Below are 19934 nucleotides of genomic sequence, written 5' to 3' on the forward strand. Positions count from 1 at the left end.
TTAACTTGCCCGGAACGGTCGCGCGCTGATTCGGATCAAATGGTGGACGGCCTCATGCGGCGTCGATTTGAAAATGGGCGAAAACGATATACAAATTCGCGGATGGGGACGCGGGGGTGGATACCCCACGCACAGGGGAAAAGACGGGGGCCATGACCAACAATCATCGGGCGGGCGCGGCGCTGCTTCTGGGCGCCGGATTGCTTCTGGCGCGAACCGCGCAGGCCGATCTGCAGCCATCGCCCCCTTCGTAGACCGCGCGCACGCCGGCCATCACCGGCCCCCGGGCCGCGCCCCAGGCAGCACCAGCCCCGGCGGAGACCGAGGCGGAAGCCGCCTGGAAGGCCGCCGCGAAGGCGTCCACCCGGGGCCCGGCCTCCATCAAGCTGCTGGACCAGGGCACGCTGGGCATCACGGAAAGCGAAGCCTTCATTCCCGCGGCGGAGGCGGACCGCCTGCTGCAGGCACTGGGCAACACCAGGGACCCGGCGATATACGGCATCGTCCTCGCCAACAAGGACGACTCCCAGTGGATGATCGTCGTCGACTGGAAGAAGGAAGGCTATGTCCGCGACGGCGACGCCAAGGAATGGCAGGCCGACGCCTTGCTGGACAGCCTGAAGGAAGGAACGGCGGAGGCGAACAAGGATAGGTTGCGCCGGGGCCATCCGGCCCTGGACATCACCGGCTGGATCGAGCCCCCGGCCTACGACGCCCAGACCCACCGCCTGATCTGGTCCTTGGCCGCGACCGTGCGCGGCGCGCCGGCGGACCAGCCGCAGACGGTGAACTACAACACCTACGCCCTGGGCCGCGAAGGCTATTTCAGCCTGGATCTGCTGACCGACAGCGCCAGCGTCGAGACGGACAAGGCCGCCGTGCGCCAGGTCCTGGGCACGCTGGAGTTCAACGCCGGCAAGCGGTACGAAGATTTCAACGCGTCCACCGACAAGGTGGCGGCCTATGGCCTGGCCGCGTTGGTGGGGGCCGTGGCGGTGAAGAAGCTGGGCCTGCTGGCCGTCATCGGCGCTTTCCTGATCAAGGCGTGGAAGCTGGGCGCCCTGGCCGTGGTGGGGGCCGGGGCCGCCATCCGCCGCATCATGGGCGCCCGCAAGGCCGGACCCCCCTGATCCATGCTGAAGCTGCTGGCGCTGGCGTTCGCCTTCCTGAAGCTGGGCAAGGCGGGCGGCACGATCATCACCATGCTGGTGTCCCTGGCGGTGTATGCCGGCCTTTACGGCTGGTGGTACGCCGCCGGCTTCATCGGCCTGTTGTTCGCGCATGAGATGGGGCACTTCGTGGCCGCGCGGCAACGGGGCCTGCCCGTGGGCGCCCCCACCTTCATCCCCTTCGTCGGCGCCTGGATCGAGCTGAAGGAACAGCCCATGAATGTGGAGACGGAGGCTTACGTGGCCGCCGCCGGCCCCTTCGTCGGCACGGTGGCCGCCAGCCTGGTCTATTTCTGGGGCCGGGAAACCCAGAGCGGACTGTTGCTGGCCATCGCCTATAGCGGCTTCTTCCTGAATTTCTTCAACCTGATCCCCCTGTCGCCGCTGGACGGGGGCCGTATGACGGCCATCCTGTCGCCGCGCATCTGGTTCCTGGGCGCGCCGGTCATGGTGGCCATGATGATCTACCGGCCCAGCCCGCTGCTGATCCTGGTCGCCATCGCCGCCATACCGGCCCTGATCAAGGCCTGGCGCTTCGATCCCAAGGCGCCGGAAAACCAGGCCTATTACGCCGTGCCCACCAGCCTGAAGGTGGAATATGGCGCCTTCTACCTGGGCCTTCTCGCCTTCCTGGCCGTGATGACGGACGCCGTGCACGGCATGCTGGCCGGGGCCTGAAAATCGGCGATGTTTTCAGGCGGCCCTGTGACGGCACGCACTTGGAATGGCTCCGCCGGCGACTATATTGAGTGCTCACTCACTCTTTAACTCCGTCTTATCAGCGACATCCCCATGGCCCGACCCAAAAGCGAAGAGAAGCGTGACGCCATCCTGGCGGCGGCGACCCGGATCATCGCCGAAGCCGGGCTGGGCGCACCCACCGCCCGCATCGCCAGCCTGGCGGGCGTGGCCGAGGGCACGCTGTTCACCTATTTCGCCACCAAGGATGATTTGGTGAACCAACTGTACCTGGCGCTGAAGACGGACCTGCGCCGGGCCTTGATGGCGGATTATCCGGCCGACGCCCCCCTGGCCGGCCGGGTGCGCCACATCTGGGATCGCTATGTCGACTGGGGGGTGCGCCATCCGGCCGGGCGGCGGGCCATGGCCCAGTTGCTGGTGTCGGACCGGTTGACACCCGAGACCCGCGCCCAGGGCAGCGAAGGCTTCGCCCGCATCGACGGCGTGGTGCGCGAGGGCGTGGACCTGGGTTTGATGCGGGAACAGCCGGCCGACTTCGTGGCCGCCATCCTGACGGCCCTGGCCGAAACCACCATGGACTTCATCATCCGCCAGCCGGATGCCGCTGACCGCTATCGCGACGCCGGCTTCACCGCCCTGTGGAACGCCATCAGCCGTTGAGCCGAAGGCCGCCCTCGGACCGACGCTCCCTTCTTCGCGCAATAAATGAGTGATTGAGCGCTCAATTTTCCCTTCAATTTTCCAATGGAGCATGGATCATGACGTCATCCAAAGTCTGGCTGGTCACCGGCAGCGCCGCCGGCCTGGGCCGCGCCATCGCGGAGGCCGTGCTGGCCGCCGGTCATCGCCTGGTCGCCACCGCCCGCCAGCCGGAGCGGCTGGCCGACCTCGTGGCCCAGCACGGCGACCGGGTGCGCGCCCTGGCGCTGGACGTCACCGACGCCGAGGCCGCGCGTGCCGCCGTGGCCTCGGCGGTGGAGGCCTTCGGCCGGTTGGACGTGGTGGTAAACAACGCCGGCTACGCCGACGTCGCCCCGTTCGAGCAGATGGACCTGGAGGTCTTCCGCAGGCAGATCGACACCAACCTGATGGGCGTGGTCAACGTCACCCACGCGGCCCTGCCGGTGATGCGGGCCCAACGCGCCGGCCATATCCTGCAGGTGTCCTCCGTTGGCGGTCGCCTGGGCCGGCCGGGGCTCAGCGCCTATCAGGCGGCCAAATGGGCGGTGGGCGGCCTGACGGAAGTGCTGGCGGGTGAGGTGAATCCGCTGGGCATCCAGATCTGCGCGCTGGAACCCGGCGGCATGCGCACCGGCTGGGGCACCCGCTCCCTGCGCGACACGCCCCCGGTCATGGCGGACTACCAGCCCACGGTGGGTGCCCTGGTGGAGATGTTCAAACCCTATATCGGCAATGAGGCCGGTGATCCCGCCAAGGTCGCCCAGTTGATCCTGCGCCTGGCCGGCCACCCCACCCTGCCCCCGCACCTGCTGCTGGGCAGCGACGCCCTGCATTACTTCGCCCTGGCCGATGGCCAGCGCGCGGCCCAGCTGACGGAGTGGGAGGCGGTCAGCCGGTCCACCGACGTGGCCTATGGCGGCCCCGTTCCCACTCTGCCGGAGACTACACCCCAGGCGGTGCTCACCCCACCCGCCCACTCGTAAGGATACAGTCCATGAAGGTCATCCTGTTCGGGGCGACCGGCATGGTGGGCCGGGGGGTCTTGCGGGAATGCCTGCACGACCCCCGGGTCACCCAGGTCATGGCCGTGGGCCGCACCGCCACCGGCCTTACCCATCCCAAGCTGTCGGAACTGACCCATCCCGCCATGGATGCGTGGGAAACGCTGGACGCGCTGCTGGCCGGCTTTGACGCCTGCTTCTTCTGCCTGGGCGTCTCCTCCGCCGGCATGAGCGAGGCCGCCTACACCCGCATCACCCATGACCTGACCCTGGAGGTGGCGACGACCTTGGTCCGCCTGAACCCGGGCATGACTTTCATCTATGTCTCCGGATCCGGCACGGACGGGACGGAGCGGGGCCGCACCATGTGGGCGCGGGTGAAGGGCCGGACGGAAAACGACCTGAGGCGCCTGCCCTTCAAGGCCGTGCACCTGTTCCGCCCGGGCCTGATCCCACCCCTGCACGGCGCCCGGTCCAAGACGCGGGCCTACCGCCTGTTCTACATCCTGGCCGCCCCGCTGCTGCCCCTGGCCCGCCGCCTGTTCCCCAATCAGGTGCTGACCACGGTGGAGATCAGCCAGGCCATGCTGAACGCCGCCGATACCGGCGCGCCCAAGGCGGTTCTGGAGACGGCGGATATCCGCCAGTTGGTGGGATGGTCGAGGGTCGGTTAGAGNGGGATGCGATCACGNGTGATNGCATCCCGCTCTAAATCCACACGTCGTTCCGCGCCGTACGCTCGCCCACGGCGCCGTCGCCGGTGTTCACCACGCCGCGTGGTTCGATCAGCATCATCTTCACCTCCCCTTGGGCGGACGGCTTGTGCTCAACACCCTTGGGCACGATATACATTTCGCCCGCGCCCACGGTCACGGCGCCGTCACGGAAATCCAGGCGCAATTGGCCCTCCAACACGATGAAGGTCTCGTCCGTGTCGGCATGGGCATGCCAGAGGAAGTCGCCCTCGATGCGCACCAGCTTGAACTGATAGTCGTTCATTTCCGCCACCACGCGCGGCTGCCACTGGTCGTGGAACAGGGCGAATTTCTCGGCGAAGCGGATGGGGGCGTAAGTCTTGCTCATGACAGCGGTCCTTCAGGGTTGAGGCCGCGACTGTAGGCGACCACACCCCATCCCCGCTTGAACGTTCGTGCAAAAGCGAAGCCCCGCCCACTAGGCGCGGTGGACGGGGCTTCGCCAGTCTAAGCGATGAAGGCGGCGATCAGCCGGCTTCGGCCTGCTTCTGCGCGCGCTTGCGGTCGGTGGGGTCCAGCAGGCGCTTGCGCAGGCGGATGGACTTCGGCGTCACTTCCACCAGTTCCTCGTCCTCGATATAGGCCAGGGCCTTTTCCAGGGACATGTCCATCGGGGTGGTCAGGCGCACGGCCTCATCCTTGCCGGCGGCGCGGATGTTGGTCAGCTGCTTGCCCTTCAGGACGTTCACTTCCAGGTCGTTGCCGCGGCTGTGCTCGCCGATGATCATGCCCTGGTACACCTTGGCGCCCGGCTCGATCATCATGGGCCCGCGATCTTCCAGGTTCCACAGGGCGTAGGCCACGGCCTCCCCCTCGCCGTTGGAGATCAGCACGCCGTTGCGGCGGCCCTGGATGGGGCCCTTGTACGGGGCGTAGCCGTGGTACAGGCGGTTCATCAGGCCGGTGCCGCGGGTGTCCGTCAGGAACTCGCTCTGGTAACCGATCAGGCCGCGCGACGGCACGTGGAACACCAGGCGGACCTTGCCGGCACCCGATGGACGCATCTCCAGCATGTCGCCCTTGCGCTCGGAGATCTTCTGGACGACGACGCCGGAGAATTCCTCGTCCACGTCGACCACCACTTCCTCGATCGGCTCCATGCGCTGGCCGTTCTCGTCCGTCTTCAGCAGCACGCGGGGACGGGAGATCGACAGCTCATAGCCTTCGCGGCGCATGTTCTCGATCAGGATGCCCAGCTGCAGTTCACCACGGCCGGCCACCTCGAACGCATCGGCGTTCGTGGTTTCACGGACGCGCAGGGCGACGTTGCCCTCCGCCTCGCGCATCAGTCGGTCACGGATCATGCGGCTGGTGACCTTGTCGCCTTCGCGACCGGCCAACGGGCTGTCATTGACGCTGAAGGTCATGGCCAGGGTCGGCGGATCGATGGGCTGGGCGGCCAGGGGCTCGGTCACCGCCGGCTCGCAGATGGTGTCGGCCACGGTGGTCTTGGTCAGACCGGCGATGGCGACGATGTCACCCGCCTGGGCCTCTTCCACGCCCACGCGCTCCAGCCCGCGGAAGGCCAGCAGCTTGGAGATGCGACCCTGCTCGATCAGCTTGCCGTCGGCGGTCAGGGCCTTGATGGCCATGTTGGCGCGGGCGACACCGGTCTGGATGCGGCCCGTCAGCAGGCGGCCCAGGTAGGGGTTGGCTTCCAGGGTGGTGGCCAGCATGGTGAAGGGGGCGTCGACGTCGACCTTGGGGGCCGGCACATGGCGCAGAACCAGCTCGAACAGCGGGCGCATGTCCTCACGCGGGGCGTCCAGGCTTTCCGCCGCCCAGCCGTTGCGGCCCGAGGCGAACAGGGTGGGGAAGTCCAGCTGCTCGTCCGTGGCGTCCAGCGCGGCGAACAGGTCGAACACCTCGCTGTGCACCTCGTCCGGGCGGGCGTCGGAACGGTCCACCTTGTTGATGACGACGATGGGCTTCAGGCCCAGCTTCAGCGACTTGCCCAGCACGAACTTGGTCTGGGGCAGCGGGCCCTCGGCGGCGTCGCACAGCAGGATGACGCCGTCGACCATGCTCAGGATACGCTCCACCTCGCCGCCGAAGTCGGCGTGGCCGGGGGTGTCGACGATGTTGATGCGGGTGCCTTCCCACAGGACGCTGGTGCACTTCGCCAGGATGGTGATGCCGCGCTCGCGTTCCAGGTCATTGCTGTCCATGGCGCGTTCGGCGACCTGCTGGTTGTCGCGGAAAGCGCCCGACTGGCGCAGCAGCACGTCAACCAGGGTGGTCTTGCCATGGTCGACGTGCGCGATGATGGCGATGTTACGCATATCCATTGGACGCTAATCCCGCGAAGCTGGGGCCCGGTCCAAAAACGCGACGTGCGCCTGGCGATGGCCCAAAAACAAAAGCCCGATCCCTGCCGCATGGGCACCGGGACCGGGTTCCTCGGGGCGGAATATAGCTATTGGCAGGGTCGGGAGAAAGACCTGCCGAAGGGGGTTGGACGCAAGAGGGGGTTACGGGTACCGCAAGGCAGACTATAAAATTGCCACTATCTTGTTGGTTAAGCTCATGTCCACCGGCCCTTTCCCCTGTCGGGGAATGATCAGGATCCCCGGTGCCGTCACAAAGACTTAACGCCGCCCCGGCGGCGTACGGTTCGAAAACAAGGGAGGCAAGCCACCCATCCCCGGTCCCCGCGTCCGCGCGCGGGCCCAGTTCCCCGCCCGGCCCCAAAGCCCGACCCCCACCATCGCCGTTGGAGCCCGCGTCGCCCTTCGCCACCCCCCGCCTTCAGCACCGATCGCCGGTCCGCCCGGCCGTCCTGGCGCTGCTCCCCACCCTGACCCTGGCCTGCTGGCCCGCGCAGGGCTACGCCCAAGGTGCGCCCCAAGGTACGCCCACTGCCCAGCCATCGGACCAGGCCTCGGGCCAGTCATCGGCCGCACCCGCGACCAAGCCGACCACCCCGGACGACCCGTCCAAGACCGGCCCGCAGGACGGCGGCCCCAAAGGTACGGCGGACGCCGACACGTCCGACAGCACCCCGGGCAGCGTGCTGGCGGCCAAGGCCGACCAGACGCCTGATGACCAGCCGGACGCGGAGCCACCTCCGGCCACCTACACGGTGGACTTCCACCCCGCCAAGGGCATTGAGGTCGACGATGGCCTGATGGACGTGCTGCGCAGCGCCTCCTCCCTGATCACCCTGCAGAACGACCCGCCATCGTCGCTGCTGGGACTGGAGAAGCGCATCGACAACGACTACGACAAGCTGGCCGCCGCGCTGCGGTCGGAGGGGTATTTCGACGGCAGCGTCATGGTGAAGGTGGATGGCGACGCCCAGCCGGTTGCCGTGGTCATCGAGGTGACGCCCGGCCAGCGCTACACCATTTCCAAGGTCACCTTGGCCCAGGCGGATGGCTCCCCGCCCCCGGGCGGACCGCTGGACCTGGGCAAGCTGCACCTCAAGCCGGGCGACGCCGCCCGCGGCCCCGCCGTGCGCGATGCGGAGGCCAGCGTGGCGCCCCTGCTGGCGACTCGGGGGTATGCCCGCGCCACGGTCAGCCAGCGCGACCTGGCGGTGGACGTGCAGGCCCACACCATGGCCGTGGCCTTCACCGTCGACCCCGGACCCCTGGTGCGCTTCGGCCCCACCACCTTCACCGGCCTGGGCCGCCTGGATCCGGAGGTGGCCTACGGCCGCCTGCCGTGGAAGGAGGGTGACGTCTACGATCCGGCCAAGGTGGACAAGGCCCGCAACAAGCTGACCGACCTGGGCGTCTTCTCCCAGGTGCGCGTCACCCTGGACGACGTGCCGGGCGAGACGCGGCCCGACGGATCGCATGTCGTGCCCATGCTGGGCCAGATGGAGGAGCGGGAACGCCATTTCATCAACACCGGCCTGACCTACGGCACCACCGACGGCGCCGCCGCCACCGCCACCTGGGGCGACCGCAACTTCCTGCGCGGAGCGGAGGCGCTGACCGTCACCGGCGCCATCGGCGGCCTCGGCCGCAAGAAGTTCCGCGATTCCGACGGGCTGGACTACAGCCTGGGCAGCACCCTGAAGAAGCCGGACTTCCTGGAAACCGACACCACGCTGAACCTGTCGGCGCTGGCCGTCTCCGAACATCCGGAGGCCTATTCCCGCGATGCCATCACCCTGGGCGCCACCGTCACCCACCCGCTGGCGACCCACCTGACGGGGGGGGCCGGTGTGACGCTGGAACAGTCGTCCATCCGGCAGGATCTCACCGGCAACGGGGTGCTGACCACCACCGACAACACCCTGGTGGGCGTGCCCGTGACGCTGAACTTCGACAATACGGACAACCTGCTGAACCCCACCACGGGCTATCGCTGGAGCGCCGGCGTGACCCCCTATTTCAGCCCCCTCGGCGACAGCGGCACCTTCGTCATCAGCAGGGCCGGGGGCAGCGGCTATTGGGCGGTGGACGATGCCAAGGCCTATGTCCTGGCCGCCCGCGTCAATCTGGGCGCCGTGTTCGGCGGCAGCCTGGCCCAGGTGCCGGCGGACAAGCGCTTCTTCGCCGGCGGCGGCGGGTCGGTGCGCGGCTACGCTTATCAAAAGGTCGGCCCGCTGGACGTCAACAACGACCCCACCGGCGGCCGCTCGCTGATCGAAACCAGCGCGGAGCTGCGCATCCGCCTGACCGACACCATCGGCCTGGTGCCCTTCATCGACGGCGGCAACGCCTTCGAGACGGCCTACCCGGACCTGAGCCAGGGCATGCGCTGGGGCGCCGGCCTGGGCGTGCGCTACTTCACCTCCTTCGGTCCCTTGCGCCTGGACGTGGGCGTGCCCCTGGATCGCCGCAGCGGCGACAGCATGTGGCAGCTGTACGTCAGCATCGGCCAATCCTTCTGACGGAACCCGGCATGTCCGACACATCCCCCCCGCCCGGTCCCGCCCCCGTCCCGCCCCGGCCCCGTTCCACGGCGCGGCGCCTGCTGGCCGCCGGCCACATCGCGGTCTTCGCCCTGCTGGGCGTCATCGCCGGCCTGGCCGCCGCCGTCGGCATCGGCCTGTGGTGGATGGACACGGGCTCCGGCCGGGCCTACGCCACCCGCCAGGCGGAAGCCAACGTGCCTGGCCTGAAGGTGGAGGGCCTGTCCGGCCTGCCCTTCCATCCCCGGGTGGCGCGCGCCACCCTGGTGGACATCGCCACCGGCAAGCCCTGGCTGATGGTGGAGGACGCGGCCCTGGACTGGCGGCTGCTGCCTCTGACCCACCGCGAGCTGGCCATCGACCTGTTCAGCGCCAGGCGTATCTGGGTGGACCGGCAGACCCCGGCGCTGGAGCCGCCGCCGGACGGCACGGTCCAGGACGACAGCCCCTTCAGCCTGCCGGTCAGCGTGACCGTGGGCCGCCTGGATCTGCCACGCATCGAGCTGGCGCCCGGCTTGGTCGGCGGGCAGGGTGCGGCGCTGGCCACCAGCGGCACGGTCAAGGTCGGCCCCACCCTGGACGGCGACAGCCACCTGACCCTGACCCAGCTGGATGGCGGGGCCGCCCATGGCGACCTGACCGCCCGCTTCACCGCCCCCGGCCTGACCACCCCCGGCAGCCTGGCGCTGGAGCTTCAGGGGCAGGAGGAGGCCGGCGGCCTGGTGGCCCGGCTGGCCGGGCATCCAGAACTGGGCCCCCTGGCCTTGAGCCTGAAGGGCAGCGGCCCACTGGACCAGTTCCAGGCCCACCTGGAACTGAAGGAGACGGCCCAGGCCGGCGCGCGCGCCGTGGCGCTGACGGCCGATGTCGGCCTGGCCCGGCCGGCGGCCAAGGCCAAGCGCCTGACCCTGGAGCTGAAGGCCGCCCCAGGGCGCCTGCTGACCGACAACCTGGCCACCCTGGCGGGCGACGCCGCCACCCTGCGGACGGCGGCCACCCTGGCCGATGACGGCACCATCACCCTGGAAAGCCTGGACCTGGCCGTGGCGGCCGGCCGGCTGACGGCCAAGGGCACCCTGAAGGAGAAGGTGGGCGACCTGACCCTGCACCTTGTGCCATCGGCGCCCGACGCCCTGGCCCCGGTGGTGCCGGGCCTGACGCTGGGCCAGCTGGACGCCGTGCTGCGCACCACCGATCCGGCGGCGGGCAAGGCCGGCGCGAAAAAGCAGCGCGCGGTCACCACCGACCTGACGGTGGAGGAGGCGGGCTACAACGACGCCCATATCCGCCACCTGACCGCCACCGCCAAGCTGCAGGAGGATGGGACGCGCCTGCTGCTGGACCTGGCCTCCAAGCTGCAGGGCCTGAGCGCGCCGGGCCTGCCGCCCGCCCTGACCGATCATGCCGACCTGGCCCTGACCGGCGCCCTGGACCGCGCCAGCGGCGACATCCAGGTGGACAAGCTGACCTTGGAGGGCGGCATCGGCCGCCTGACCGGCAGCGGCAGCGCGCAAGGCTGGGGCCGCCAGGCCAAGGGCACCCTGCGCCTGACGGATGGCGAGCTGGCGACCCTGATCGCGCTGGCCGGGGTGGGCAAGGAACCGGCCCCGGGCGCCCAGCCGGCGCCTGAGGACACCGTCACCGGCCATGTGGCGGCGACGGTGGAGGGCACGGTGGCCGACGGCGTGGCCGAGGGGACACTGGCGGTGCAGGCCGCCAACCTGCGCACCGGGCAACCGACCGAGGACGCGCTGCTGGCCGGTCGGGCGGAGATCAGCGGCAAGGTCCGCGCCTCCCTGGACGGCAAGGACGTGACCGTGGCCCCCTTGAGCGTGCGCACCGGTGCCGTGGACCTGGCCGGCGCCCTCACCCTGAAGGACAACGTCCTGACTGCCGACCTGAAGGGCAGCGGCCAAGTGGTGGGCAGCCCCGCCAGCGTGGCCGCGCACGTGGTCAAGACCGGCCCCCGCCTGACGGTGCGGGACCTGGCGGCGGCGCTCGGTCCCAACAAGCTGGAAGGCGCGCTGGAGGCCGACCTGGACCGCCAGGTCGCCACCGGCAAGCTGGCCGCCACCTTCCCCGACCTGTCCAGCCTGGGCGCCCTGGCCGGCGCGCGGCTGGCCGGCCGGGCCAAAGCCGACATCGTCCTGGGCGCCTCGACCGCCGCGCCCGCGCGCGCGCCGGCCAGGCAAGCCAAGTCCAAGAAGGGCCAGCCCGCCCCGCCCCCGCCGCCACCGGCCAAGGGCGGCTCCGCGAAGGGCGCGCAGGGCGTGGACCTGAAGGTGACGCTGGACGACCTGGTGGTGGAGGACCAGCGCATCCACCAGGCCAGCCTGGCCGGCCGCATCGACGATGTGCTGGGCAGCCCCCGTCCCAACGTCACCTTGGCCGCCGACGGCATCGAGGCCGGCCAAGTGCTGGTGAACAAGGTGACGGCCGCCTGGCGCGGCACCCTGGGAGAGGGCGACATCACCCTGGCCCTGGATGGCACCACCGGCGTGGGCGGCGTGGGCCGCCGCCGCACCTTCCAGGTGGAAAGCGCCGGCCACCTGACCCAGCCGCCGGAACCGCGATCGCCCAAGGAAGGCAAATCCCCCACCGTGGCCCGGCTGGATCAGCTGAACGGCCGGCTGGACCAGACCACGCTGAAGCTGGCGGCCCCGGCCACCATCACCGTCGCCAAGGGCAGCGTGGCGGTGAAGGGCCTGGACGTGGCGCTGGGCACCGGCCGCATCCGCGCCGACCTGGCGCTGAACGGCAAGGAGGTGACAGCGCAGGTGGAGGCGACGGCCCTGCCCCTGGCGCTGGCGGCACTGGCCGACCCGGCGCTGACACTGGCCGGCACGCTGGACGCCAAGGTCACGGCCAGCGGCACCGCCGCCAATCCCACGGCCGACGCCACGGTCAGCATCCGGGGCCTGTCCATGCAGCAGCTGGCGGTGACCCTGGACAGCGGCGCCACCGAAGCGCCGGGCGCCGGCCCAGGGGTCGCCGGCAACGGTGCGCCCCCGGTCAGCGCCGCCGTGGCCAACAACCCGGCCAACGCCACCGGCGCCGACACCACCCCGGCGAAGAAGAAGGCGCTGGAGGTGAAGAACAGCGCCGACCGCCGGCTGAACGCCGACGCCACCTTCACCGCGGCCTGGCGCAACGGCCGGGTGCGCAGCACCCTGGCGGCCCGCACCGCCGACGGGGCGGTGGATCTGAACGCCGAGGCCGACACGCCGCTGGCCCTCAACCCGGAGACGATGTCGCCGGTGATGCAGGGGCCGGTCAGCGCCAAGATCAACGGCCGGACGGAACTGTCGCGCTACAACGATTTCCTGGCGGCCTCCGCCCAGCGCATCGGCGGCAAGGTCTCGGTCGACCTGGCCGTGGCGGGCACGGTGGCCGATCCGCAGGTCACCGGATCCGTCGACCTCATCAACGCGAAGTATGAGAACGGCGGCAGCGGCACCCAGATCTTCGACCTGAACGCCCACCTGGTGGGCGACGCCCGGGGCCTGGCGGTGGAGAAGTTCCACGGCAGCACGGCCGACGGCGGCGCCGTGGACCTTGGCGGCCGCATCAACCTGGGGGATCCCAACGCGCAGGAGAAGGCGCCGGTGGTGGACCTGCGCGTCACCACCAAGAACGCCCGCCTACTGCGCACCGACCCCATCACCGCCTGGGTCGACAGCGACCTGACGCTGAAGGGCTTCATGAACAAGCCGGACTTGGCCGGCACCGTGCGCCTGCGCGAGACCTGGGTGGGCCTGCCGGACAAGCCGCCGGCCGACGTGGCCGACCTGCCGGTGCGCTACGTCAACGGCCGTCCGCGCCAGCCGCAGGCGCAGATGGCGGCCACTGGCAAGGGCATGGTCGTCCACCTGAACGTGGACATCAAGGCGGCCAACCGCATCTACGTCCAGGGCCGTGGCCTGACGGCGGAGTTCGCCGCCACCATGCAGGCGCGCGGCACCAGCGCCGATCCGCACCTGACCGGCCGCGTCACCCTGGTGAAGGGCGATTTCAGCGCCCAGGGGCAGACCTTCACCCTGACCAAGAGCGACATCACCTTCACCGGCGACAGCGACCCCCTGCTGGACATCTCCGCCACCTCCACCAAGGCGGACTTCACCGCCATCCTGAACATCACCGGCCGGCTGTCCAAGCCGACGGTGGCCCTGACCTCGGACCCGCCGCGGCCGCAGGACGAGGTGCTGTCCCGCCTGCTGTTCGACAGGCCCATCAGCCAGATCAGCGCGCTGGAGGCCCTGCAGCTGGCCCAGGGCGTGGCCCAATTGTCGGGCGTGCTGGGCAGCGGGCCGGGCATCCTGGACAACGTGAAGCACAGCCTGGGCGTGGACCGGCTGGAATTCTCCAGCGCCGCCGTGGGCGCCAGCGGTTTCGGCACGGTCAGCGCCGGGCGTTACATCAACAGCCGGACCTACATCGGCGTCGCCCAGTCGGTGGGCAGCAGCGGCACCACCGTCACCCTGGAATACGCCCTCACCCCCCGCCTGCGCCTGAACGGCGCCGTCGGCAGCACGGACGACACCGTGGGCCTGAAGTACCAGTGGGATTATTAGTTTTGGTGTTCCTCAGGCGCCGGCGGGGCATCCGCCTCTTGGCTTGTCCTCGCTGCGCCAGCGGGCCGACAGGCCCGTAGCCCGCGACTGCGGGCGCCGCAGATTTACGGGGAGCGTCAGCAGACTGGAAATCGAGGATAGCCAAGTCCCCGGATGGGGACGCCGGCGCTTGAGGAACACGAACCAGCCCGCCGCCTGAGGAAACGCAAAAACTACTTACTGATAAAAGCCTCGACCAGATCCTGCAGGTTCTCCGGCACCAGGGAGAAGAAGCTGAGCAGGGCCATAAGCCCCACCACGCCCAGCACCACGCCAGTGCCCCGGTTGATCCACAGCACGGTGCGTGGCGTGAAATGGTGGCGGATGAGGAAGGTGCCGCCGCACAGGATGGACCACCAGGTCAGCGATCCCAGGAAGACGCCCAGGGTCATGGTGCCGGCCTTGGCATGGTCCAGCGCGCCGCCGAAGCCCACCACCACGGTGATGATGCCCATGATGGTGATGGGATTGGTGACGGTCAGGAACAGGCCGGTGCCCACGGCGCCGATCAGGTTGCTGGCGTCGGGCGGGCTGTTCTTGCGCTCGTGCGGTTCCTTCAGGAAGGAATGGATGGCGGCCCCCAGCAGGAAGATGCCGCCGATGAGGCGCAGTTCCTTCACATGGCCCAGCAGCGCGTCCAGGATGGCATTGACGCCGAAAGCCGCCACGCCGCCGAAGAAGCCGTCGGCCAGGGCCGAGCCGACACCGGTGGCGAGCCCGGCGATGATGCCCCGCTCCACCGTCCGCCGGATGCACAGGAGGCCGATGGGGCCGACCGGCGCCGCGATGGCCAATCCCAGGACGATACCCCGGATCAACACGCCGAAATCGTCGAACAATGCGGACTTTCCCTGAGAAGTAAGGCAGGCGGGATCCCCGGAGGGTCCCGGGAACGGACGCCGCGCTGACATGGGGCAGCCCCCGTGATGCAACATCGGCGCACCGGGCGCAACGCCTAAGGCGACCGACACCCCCGTCAAGATCGACGCGGGAGCCCCTTCACGGCATCGCGCCCAAGGAAAAGTAGGTCGGTGAAAGCCCGCCGCCAGGGGCGGGAACCGTCAGACCCCGCCGAACAGATCGCGCACCCCCAGCTCGTCACCCCGGCGCCGCTCCAGTTCCTGGGAATAGCGGCGCAGCGCGTAGGCCTCGGTCAAATAACCGACGATGCGGCGGCTGGACACCCCCTCCACCACCGGCAGGCTGTCGGCGTCCCAGTCGGCGAAGCGCTGCAGCGCCATGCGCACCGACTGGTCGGGCAGCAGGAAATGCTCCCGGTCCCGCGCCAGCTCGGCCACCGCCTGGTCAGCCGGCAATTCATGCTGCGGATCGTGTACGGCGTTCATGTCCACCCGGCCGGCGAAGGCCCCGGCGGCGTCCAGGACGAACACCGTCTTGGCGCTGCCGGGCGGGTAGTGGCCGCGCAACGCGCCCAGGGTGATGCCGGCCGGCACCGTCTTGGGGTCACCGCGCATCAGCCGGCCCACGGTCATGTCCTTGACCCAGCCGATGTCATGCCCGCCCCGGATCTGCACGCCGCGCTGATGGAAGCGCCAGGTGGCGAAGGAGTAGCCGAAGGTCTCGCGCACCAGCACGGTGGAGGCGATGACGCCCATCAGCACGCCGGCCGACGCGCGCAGGTCGCCCGTCAGCTCCAGCACCAGCAGCACCATGGTCACGGGCGCGCCGACCACGGCGGCGGCCAGCGAGCCCATGCCCACCAGCATGACGGCGGACCGCTGGGCCACCAGGTGGAAGGGCAGCATGGTGCCGATGTCGGCCACCATGCTGCCGAACAGGCTGCCCAACAGCAGGGAGGCGCTGAACAGGCCGCCGCGAAAGCCGGCCCCCAGGCACAGCGCCGACGCCACGATCTTGGCCAGCAGCATGGCCAGCGCCAAGCCCAGGCCGTAGCCGTGGTCGAAGCCATACTGCAGGGCCCCCTGCCCGCCGCCCAGCACGCCGGGCAGCGCCAGGGCCATGGGCCCCAGCAGCAGGCCGCCCAGGATGGGATGGACCGCGCGCGGCAGCGGCAGCTGGCGGAACACCCGTTCCGCGTAGGTCACGGCCTGCATGGTGAGGATGGCCAGCGCGCCGGCGGCCAGCCCCACCAGCAGGAAGGTGACGAAGTCGCCGCCCCGGATGACCGGCGGCTCCGCCAGGATGAACAGCGCCGGCCGGTTCAGCGCCATCTGCGCCACCTGGTTGGCCACCACGGCGGCCACACAGACCGGGGCCAGGGTGGCCAGGGTGTAGGTGCCGATCACCAGCTCATAGGCGTAGAAGGCCCCGGCCAGGGGGGCGGAGAAGGCGGCGGAGATGGCGGCCGCCGCGCCACAGCCCACCAGGGTGCGCAGATCGTTGCGCCGCAGGTTCAGCCGCCGCCCGAAGTTGGAGGCCATGCCCGCCCCGGTCTGGGTGAACGCGGCCTCCATCCCCACCGACCCACCGGCCCCGTGGGACACGACGATGGACAGGGTCAGGCGCAGGCTGTCGCGCAGCGACATGCGCCCGCCATAGAGGGCGTTGGCCTCGATGGGGTCGACCGTGTCGCGGGCGCGGCGGAACAGCAGGCCCAGCCCCGCCAGCAGGGCGCCGCCCACCACCGGCGCCACCAGCGTCAAGGCGGAGGGGATGAACAGCGCGCTGCTGATGTGCTCCCCGAAGGGCACCTTGAAGGCCAGGCTGTGCAGCGCCAGAACCAGGGCGTGCAGGCCCGCGACCACGAGGCCGACGGCGACGCCCACCGGCAGGCTGAGCAGGGCCAGCGACAGTTCGGACGAACGCAGGCCCTTGGGTGTGAGCGCATGGGTCAACGCCCGCCAGGCGACGGGCAGACGGCGGCTACCGGCGCGGCGGCGGGGATGCGGCCCCGGGGCGGCGGGACCGCCCGCCTCAGCCTCCAGGCCGGACTCCGGGCCCGGGGAGGCGGCCGGCGTCGGGGAGGAAGGCGGGTGGGTGTCCATGTCACGGAACAGAAATAAGGGGGTATAGCGGAAATGAGGGCCACGGCCGGCCTGGACAAGGGTGCGGTCGGCCGATCGCACCGGTGTGGCGGATAAAAGCGGCGCTTCCATGGAAAAAGGGCGGCCATCCCGCGAGGGATGCCGCCCTTTACGCCCAAACGACGCGGAACGCCAGCTCAGCCGAAACGGCCGGTGATGTACTGCTCCGTCTTCTCTTCCTTGGGTGCCGTGAAGATGGTGTCGGTGGCGCCGTATTCCACCAACTCGCCCAGGTACATGAAGGCGGTGAAGTCGGAGACGCGGGCCGCCTGCTGCATGTTGTGGGTGACGATGGCGATGCAGTAGTCCGGCTTCAGCTCGTCCACCAACTCCTCGATCTTGGAGGTGGAGATGGGGTCAAGGGCCGACGTCGGCTCGTCCAGCAGCAGCACGGCCGGGCGCACGGCCACGGCGCGGGCGATGCACAGGCGCTGCTGCTGGCCGCCCGACAGCGACAGGCCGCTCTGGCGCAGCTTGTCCTTCACCTCGCCCCACAGCGCCGTCTTGCGCAGGGCCTCCTCGACGCGCACGTCCATCTCGGCGCGGCCCAGCTTCTCATAAAGCCGGATGCCGTAGGCGACGTTGTCGTAGATCGACATGGGGAAGGGCGTCGGCTTCTGGAACACCATGCCGACGCGGGCGCGCAGCAGGTTCAGGTCCTGCTTGGGCGACAGCAGGTTCTCGCCGTCCAGCAGCACCTCACCCTCCGCCCGCTGGTTGGGGTAGAGGTCATAGATGCGGTTCAGGATGCGCAGCAGCGTGGACTTGCCACAGCCCGACGGGCCGATGAAGGCCGTCACCCGCTTGTCGAACAGGGGCAGGTTGATGTGCCGCAAGGCATGGAAGGTGCCGTAGTAGAAGTTCAGGTCGCGGACGCTGATCTTTTCACGCATGTCGCCGTCGGTGGCGAGGGCCGCCTGGGACTGTTCCGCCGTCATGGAAAGCGCGGTCATGGGGATCACTGGCCTTTCTTGGTGCCGATGGAAGCGAGCATGCGCGCGCCGACGTTGAGCGCGAGGATGGCGACCGTGATGATGAGCGAACCACCCCAGGCCAGGCGCTGCCAGTCCTCATAGGGGCTGAGGGCGAACTGGAAGATGGTGACCGGCAGGTTCGCCATCGGGGCGTTCATGTTGACGCTCCAGAACTGGTTGTTCAGGGCGGTGAACAGCAGGGGGGCCGTCTCGCCGCTGATGCGGGCCACGGCCAGCAGGACGCCGGTCATGATGCCGCTGCGGGCGGCGCGGTAGGTCACCTGCACGATGACCTTCCAGCGCGGGGCGCCCAGCGCGGCGGCCGCCTCACGCAGCGAGCCGGGAACCAGGTTCAGCATGTCCTCGGTGGTGCGCACCACCACGGGGATGACCAGCACGGCCAGCGAGATGCAGCCCGCCCAGGCGGAGAAGTGGCCCATGGGGACCACGACGATGGTGTAGATGAACAGGCCGACGATGATGGACGGCGCCGACAGCAGGATGTCGTTGATGAAGCGCGTGACCTCGGCCAGCTTCGTGCCCTTGCCGTATTCGGCCAGGTAGGTGCCGGCCATGATGCCGATGGGCGTGCCGATGGCCATGCCCAGGACGGTCATGACCAGGCTGCCGAAGATGGCGTTCAGCAGGCCGCCGGCGCTGCCCGGGGGCGGCGTCATCTGGGTGAACAGCGACACGCTGATGGCGCTGAGGCCGTTGATCAGCAGGACGGCCAGGATCCACACCAGCCACAACAGGCCGAAGGCGGCGGCGCCGATGGCCAGGCCCATGGTGATGGTGTTGGAAACCTTGCGCCGCTTGTAACGGCCCATGGCGAAGTTGGTGCCCGGGGGCGAGGTGTCGGTGACAGCCATGGATCAGGTCCCCGCCTTGCGGTTCATGCGGACCAGCATCAGCTTGGCCAGGGCCAGCACGATGAAGGTGATGACGAAGAGCACCAGGCCCAACGCGATCAGCGACGAGGTGTAGGTCTCGCCCACCGCCTCCGTGAACTCGTTGGCGATGGCGGCCGAGATGGTGGTGCCTGGCGCCAACAGCGAACTGGCGATGTGGTGGGAGTTGCCGATGACGAAGGTGACCGCCATGGTCTCGCCCAGCGCGCGGCCCAGGCCCAGCATGACGCCACCCACCAGCCCAACGCGGGTGTAGGGGATGGTGATGTCGCGCACCACCTCCCACGTCGTGGCGCCCAGGCCATAGGCGCTCTCGCGCAGCATGGCGGGCATGGTCTCGAACACGTCGCGGGTGATGGAGGTGATGAAGGGCAGGATCATGATGGCCAGGATCAGGCCGGCGGTCAGGACGCCGATGCCGTAGGGCGGGCCCTTGAACCAGACGCCGATCCCGGGAACGGTGCCCAGGGTGTTGATCAGGAAGGGCTGGACCGTCCGCTGCAGGAAGGGCGCGAACACGAACAGGCCCCAGATGCCGTAGATGATGCTGGGGATGCCCGCCAGCAGTTCCACCGCGATGCCGATGGGCCGCTTGGCCCAGGCCGGGCACAGCTCGGTCAGGAAGATGGCGATGCCGAAGCTGACGGGCACGCCCACCAGCATGGCGATGGCCGAGGTGACCAGCGTGCCATAGATGGGGGCCAGCGCGCCGAACTTCTCGGTCACCGGATTCCAGATTTCGGTGCCAACGAAGCCGAAGCCGAAGGCCTTCAAGGCCGGCAAGGCACCGTGGATGAGGGAGATGATCACGCCGCCCAGCAGCGTCAGCACCAAGAGGGCGAAAAACAGGGTGGCGCCGCGAAACAGGAAGTCGTTGCGGCGTTGCGTGCGCGCCTGCGGGCTCGCCGCGCTGATGTCCGATGCCTTTACCGCCATGTCCACCAAAGCACCCCTCCGGCCATAGGCCCTGCGATGACAAGAAACGCGATGACCTAAAAAACCCGGATGTTCAAAAGGAAACCCACAAAGCGGGAGAGGAGCCGCTGTCGACCCCCCTCCCCTCTCTGTCCGCCGACCGCGACGGCCGGTGGCGGCTTCCTTTTACCCGAGGACTCTTACTTCGACCAGACGGCCTTGCCGTCGGCGGCCTTGATCGTGCCCCAGGACTTCTGGACCTGGGCGACGACGGAGGCCGGCATCGGCACGTAGTCCAGCTGCTCGGCGGCCGGGCCGCCGCTGCTGTAGGCCCAATCGAAGAA

The 19934-nt window shown here is 69.4% G+C and carries 14 protein-coding genes; 7 read left to right on the top strand and 7 right to left on the bottom strand.

The window, feature by feature from the left end; genetic code table 11:
* The first annotated feature begins 380 nt into the window (after positions 1–380).
* The 5 genes from I55_RS16315 (at position 381) to I55_RS16335 (ending at position 4227) form a co-directional block, all read left to right on the top strand.
* Entirely contained in the window at positions 381–1130 is a 750-nt protein-coding gene (locus I55_RS16315; protein WP_286364303.1) for a DUF2167 domain-containing protein, read from the top strand.
* Positions 1131–1133: 3 nt separating this feature from the next.
* Positions 1134–1847, top strand: a complete 714-nt coding sequence (locus I55_RS16320; protein ID WP_044561640.1) for a site-2 protease family protein — start codon at positions 1134–1136, stop codon at positions 1845–1847.
* Positions 1848–1961: 114 nt separating this feature from the next.
* Positions 1962–2531, top strand: a complete 570-nt coding sequence (locus tag I55_RS16325) for a TetR/AcrR family transcriptional regulator (RefSeq protein ID WP_044561641.1) — start codon at positions 1962–1964, stop codon at positions 2529–2531.
* Between the two features lie 98 nt (positions 2532–2629).
* A complete protein-coding gene (locus tag I55_RS16330; RefSeq protein ID WP_044561642.1) occupies positions 2630–3535 on the top strand; it encodes an SDR family NAD(P)-dependent oxidoreductase in 906 nt (301 codons plus the stop codon).
* Between the two features lie 11 nt (positions 3536–3546).
* The gene (locus I55_RS16335) at positions 3547–4227 is read left to right on the top strand and encodes an epimerase (RefSeq protein ID WP_044561643.1); all 681 of its coding nucleotides are present in this window, start codon (positions 3547–3549) and stop codon (positions 4225–4227) included.
* 34 nt (positions 4228–4261) lie between these two features.
* Here I55_RS16335 and I55_RS16340 read toward each other — a convergent pair whose 3' ends face one another.
* Positions 4262–4636: a cupin domain-containing protein gene (locus tag I55_RS16340; protein WP_044561644.1), complete on the bottom strand. Its 375-nt coding sequence runs from the start codon at positions 4634–4636 to the stop codon at positions 4262–4264.
* Between the two features lie 139 nt (positions 4637–4775).
* Positions 4776–6596, bottom strand: coding sequence for a translational GTPase TypA (typA, locus tag I55_RS16345; protein WP_044561645.1), 1821 nt, complete (start codon positions 6594–6596; stop codon positions 4776–4778).
* A 425-nt stretch (positions 6597–7021) separates the two neighbouring features.
* Between typA and I55_RS16350 the strand changes: the two genes are divergently transcribed.
* Positions 7022–9154: a BamA/TamA family outer membrane protein gene (locus I55_RS16350; RefSeq protein WP_049974199.1), complete on the top strand. Its 2133-nt coding sequence runs from the start codon at positions 7022–7024 to the stop codon at positions 9152–9154.
* 11 nt (positions 9155–9165) lie between these two features.
* On the top strand, positions 9166–13746 hold the full coding sequence (locus I55_RS16355) for a translocation/assembly module TamB domain-containing protein (protein WP_044561646.1): 4581 nt from the start codon (positions 9166–9168) through the stop codon (positions 13744–13746).
* A gap of 212 nt (positions 13747–13958) precedes the next feature.
* On the opposite strand, the gene I55_RS16360 is transcribed toward I55_RS16355, so the two are convergent.
* From I55_RS16360 to pstC, 5 genes are all read right to left on the bottom strand, one after another.
* Positions 13959–14624 carry a LysE/ArgO family amino acid transporter gene (locus tag I55_RS16360; protein WP_049974200.1) on the bottom strand — a complete coding sequence of 222 codons (666 nt, stop codon included), beginning with the start codon at positions 14622–14624 and terminating at the stop codon, positions 13959–13961.
* A 222-nt stretch (positions 14625–14846) separates the two neighbouring features.
* Positions 14847–16751 (bottom strand): chloride channel protein, encoded by a 1905-nt coding sequence (locus tag I55_RS16365; protein ID WP_159107217.1) that lies wholly within the window; start codon positions 16749–16751, stop codon positions 14847–14849.
* Positions 16752–16927: 176 nt separating this feature from the next.
* Positions 16928–17728, bottom strand: coding sequence for a phosphate ABC transporter ATP-binding protein PstB (pstB, locus tag I55_RS16370; protein ID WP_085940028.1), 801 nt, complete (start codon positions 17726–17728; stop codon positions 16928–16930).
* Between the two features lie 20 nt (positions 17729–17748).
* Positions 17749–18636, bottom strand: coding sequence for a phosphate ABC transporter permease PstA (gene pstA, locus I55_RS16375; protein WP_044561648.1), 888 nt, complete (start codon positions 18634–18636; stop codon positions 17749–17751).
* Positions 18637–18639: 3 nt separating this feature from the next.
* Complete coding sequence (gene pstC, locus I55_RS16380) at positions 18640–19611, bottom strand: phosphate ABC transporter permease subunit PstC (RefSeq protein WP_199902615.1); 972 nt, start codon at positions 19609–19611, stop codon at positions 18640–18642.
* Between the last annotated feature and the right edge of the window lie 323 nt (positions 19612–19934).

It is taken from the genome of Azospirillum sp. B4 (assembly GCF_000333275.1).
In the GTDB taxonomy this organism is placed as follows: domain Bacteria; phylum Pseudomonadota; class Alphaproteobacteria; order Azospirillales; family Azospirillaceae; genus Nitrospirillum.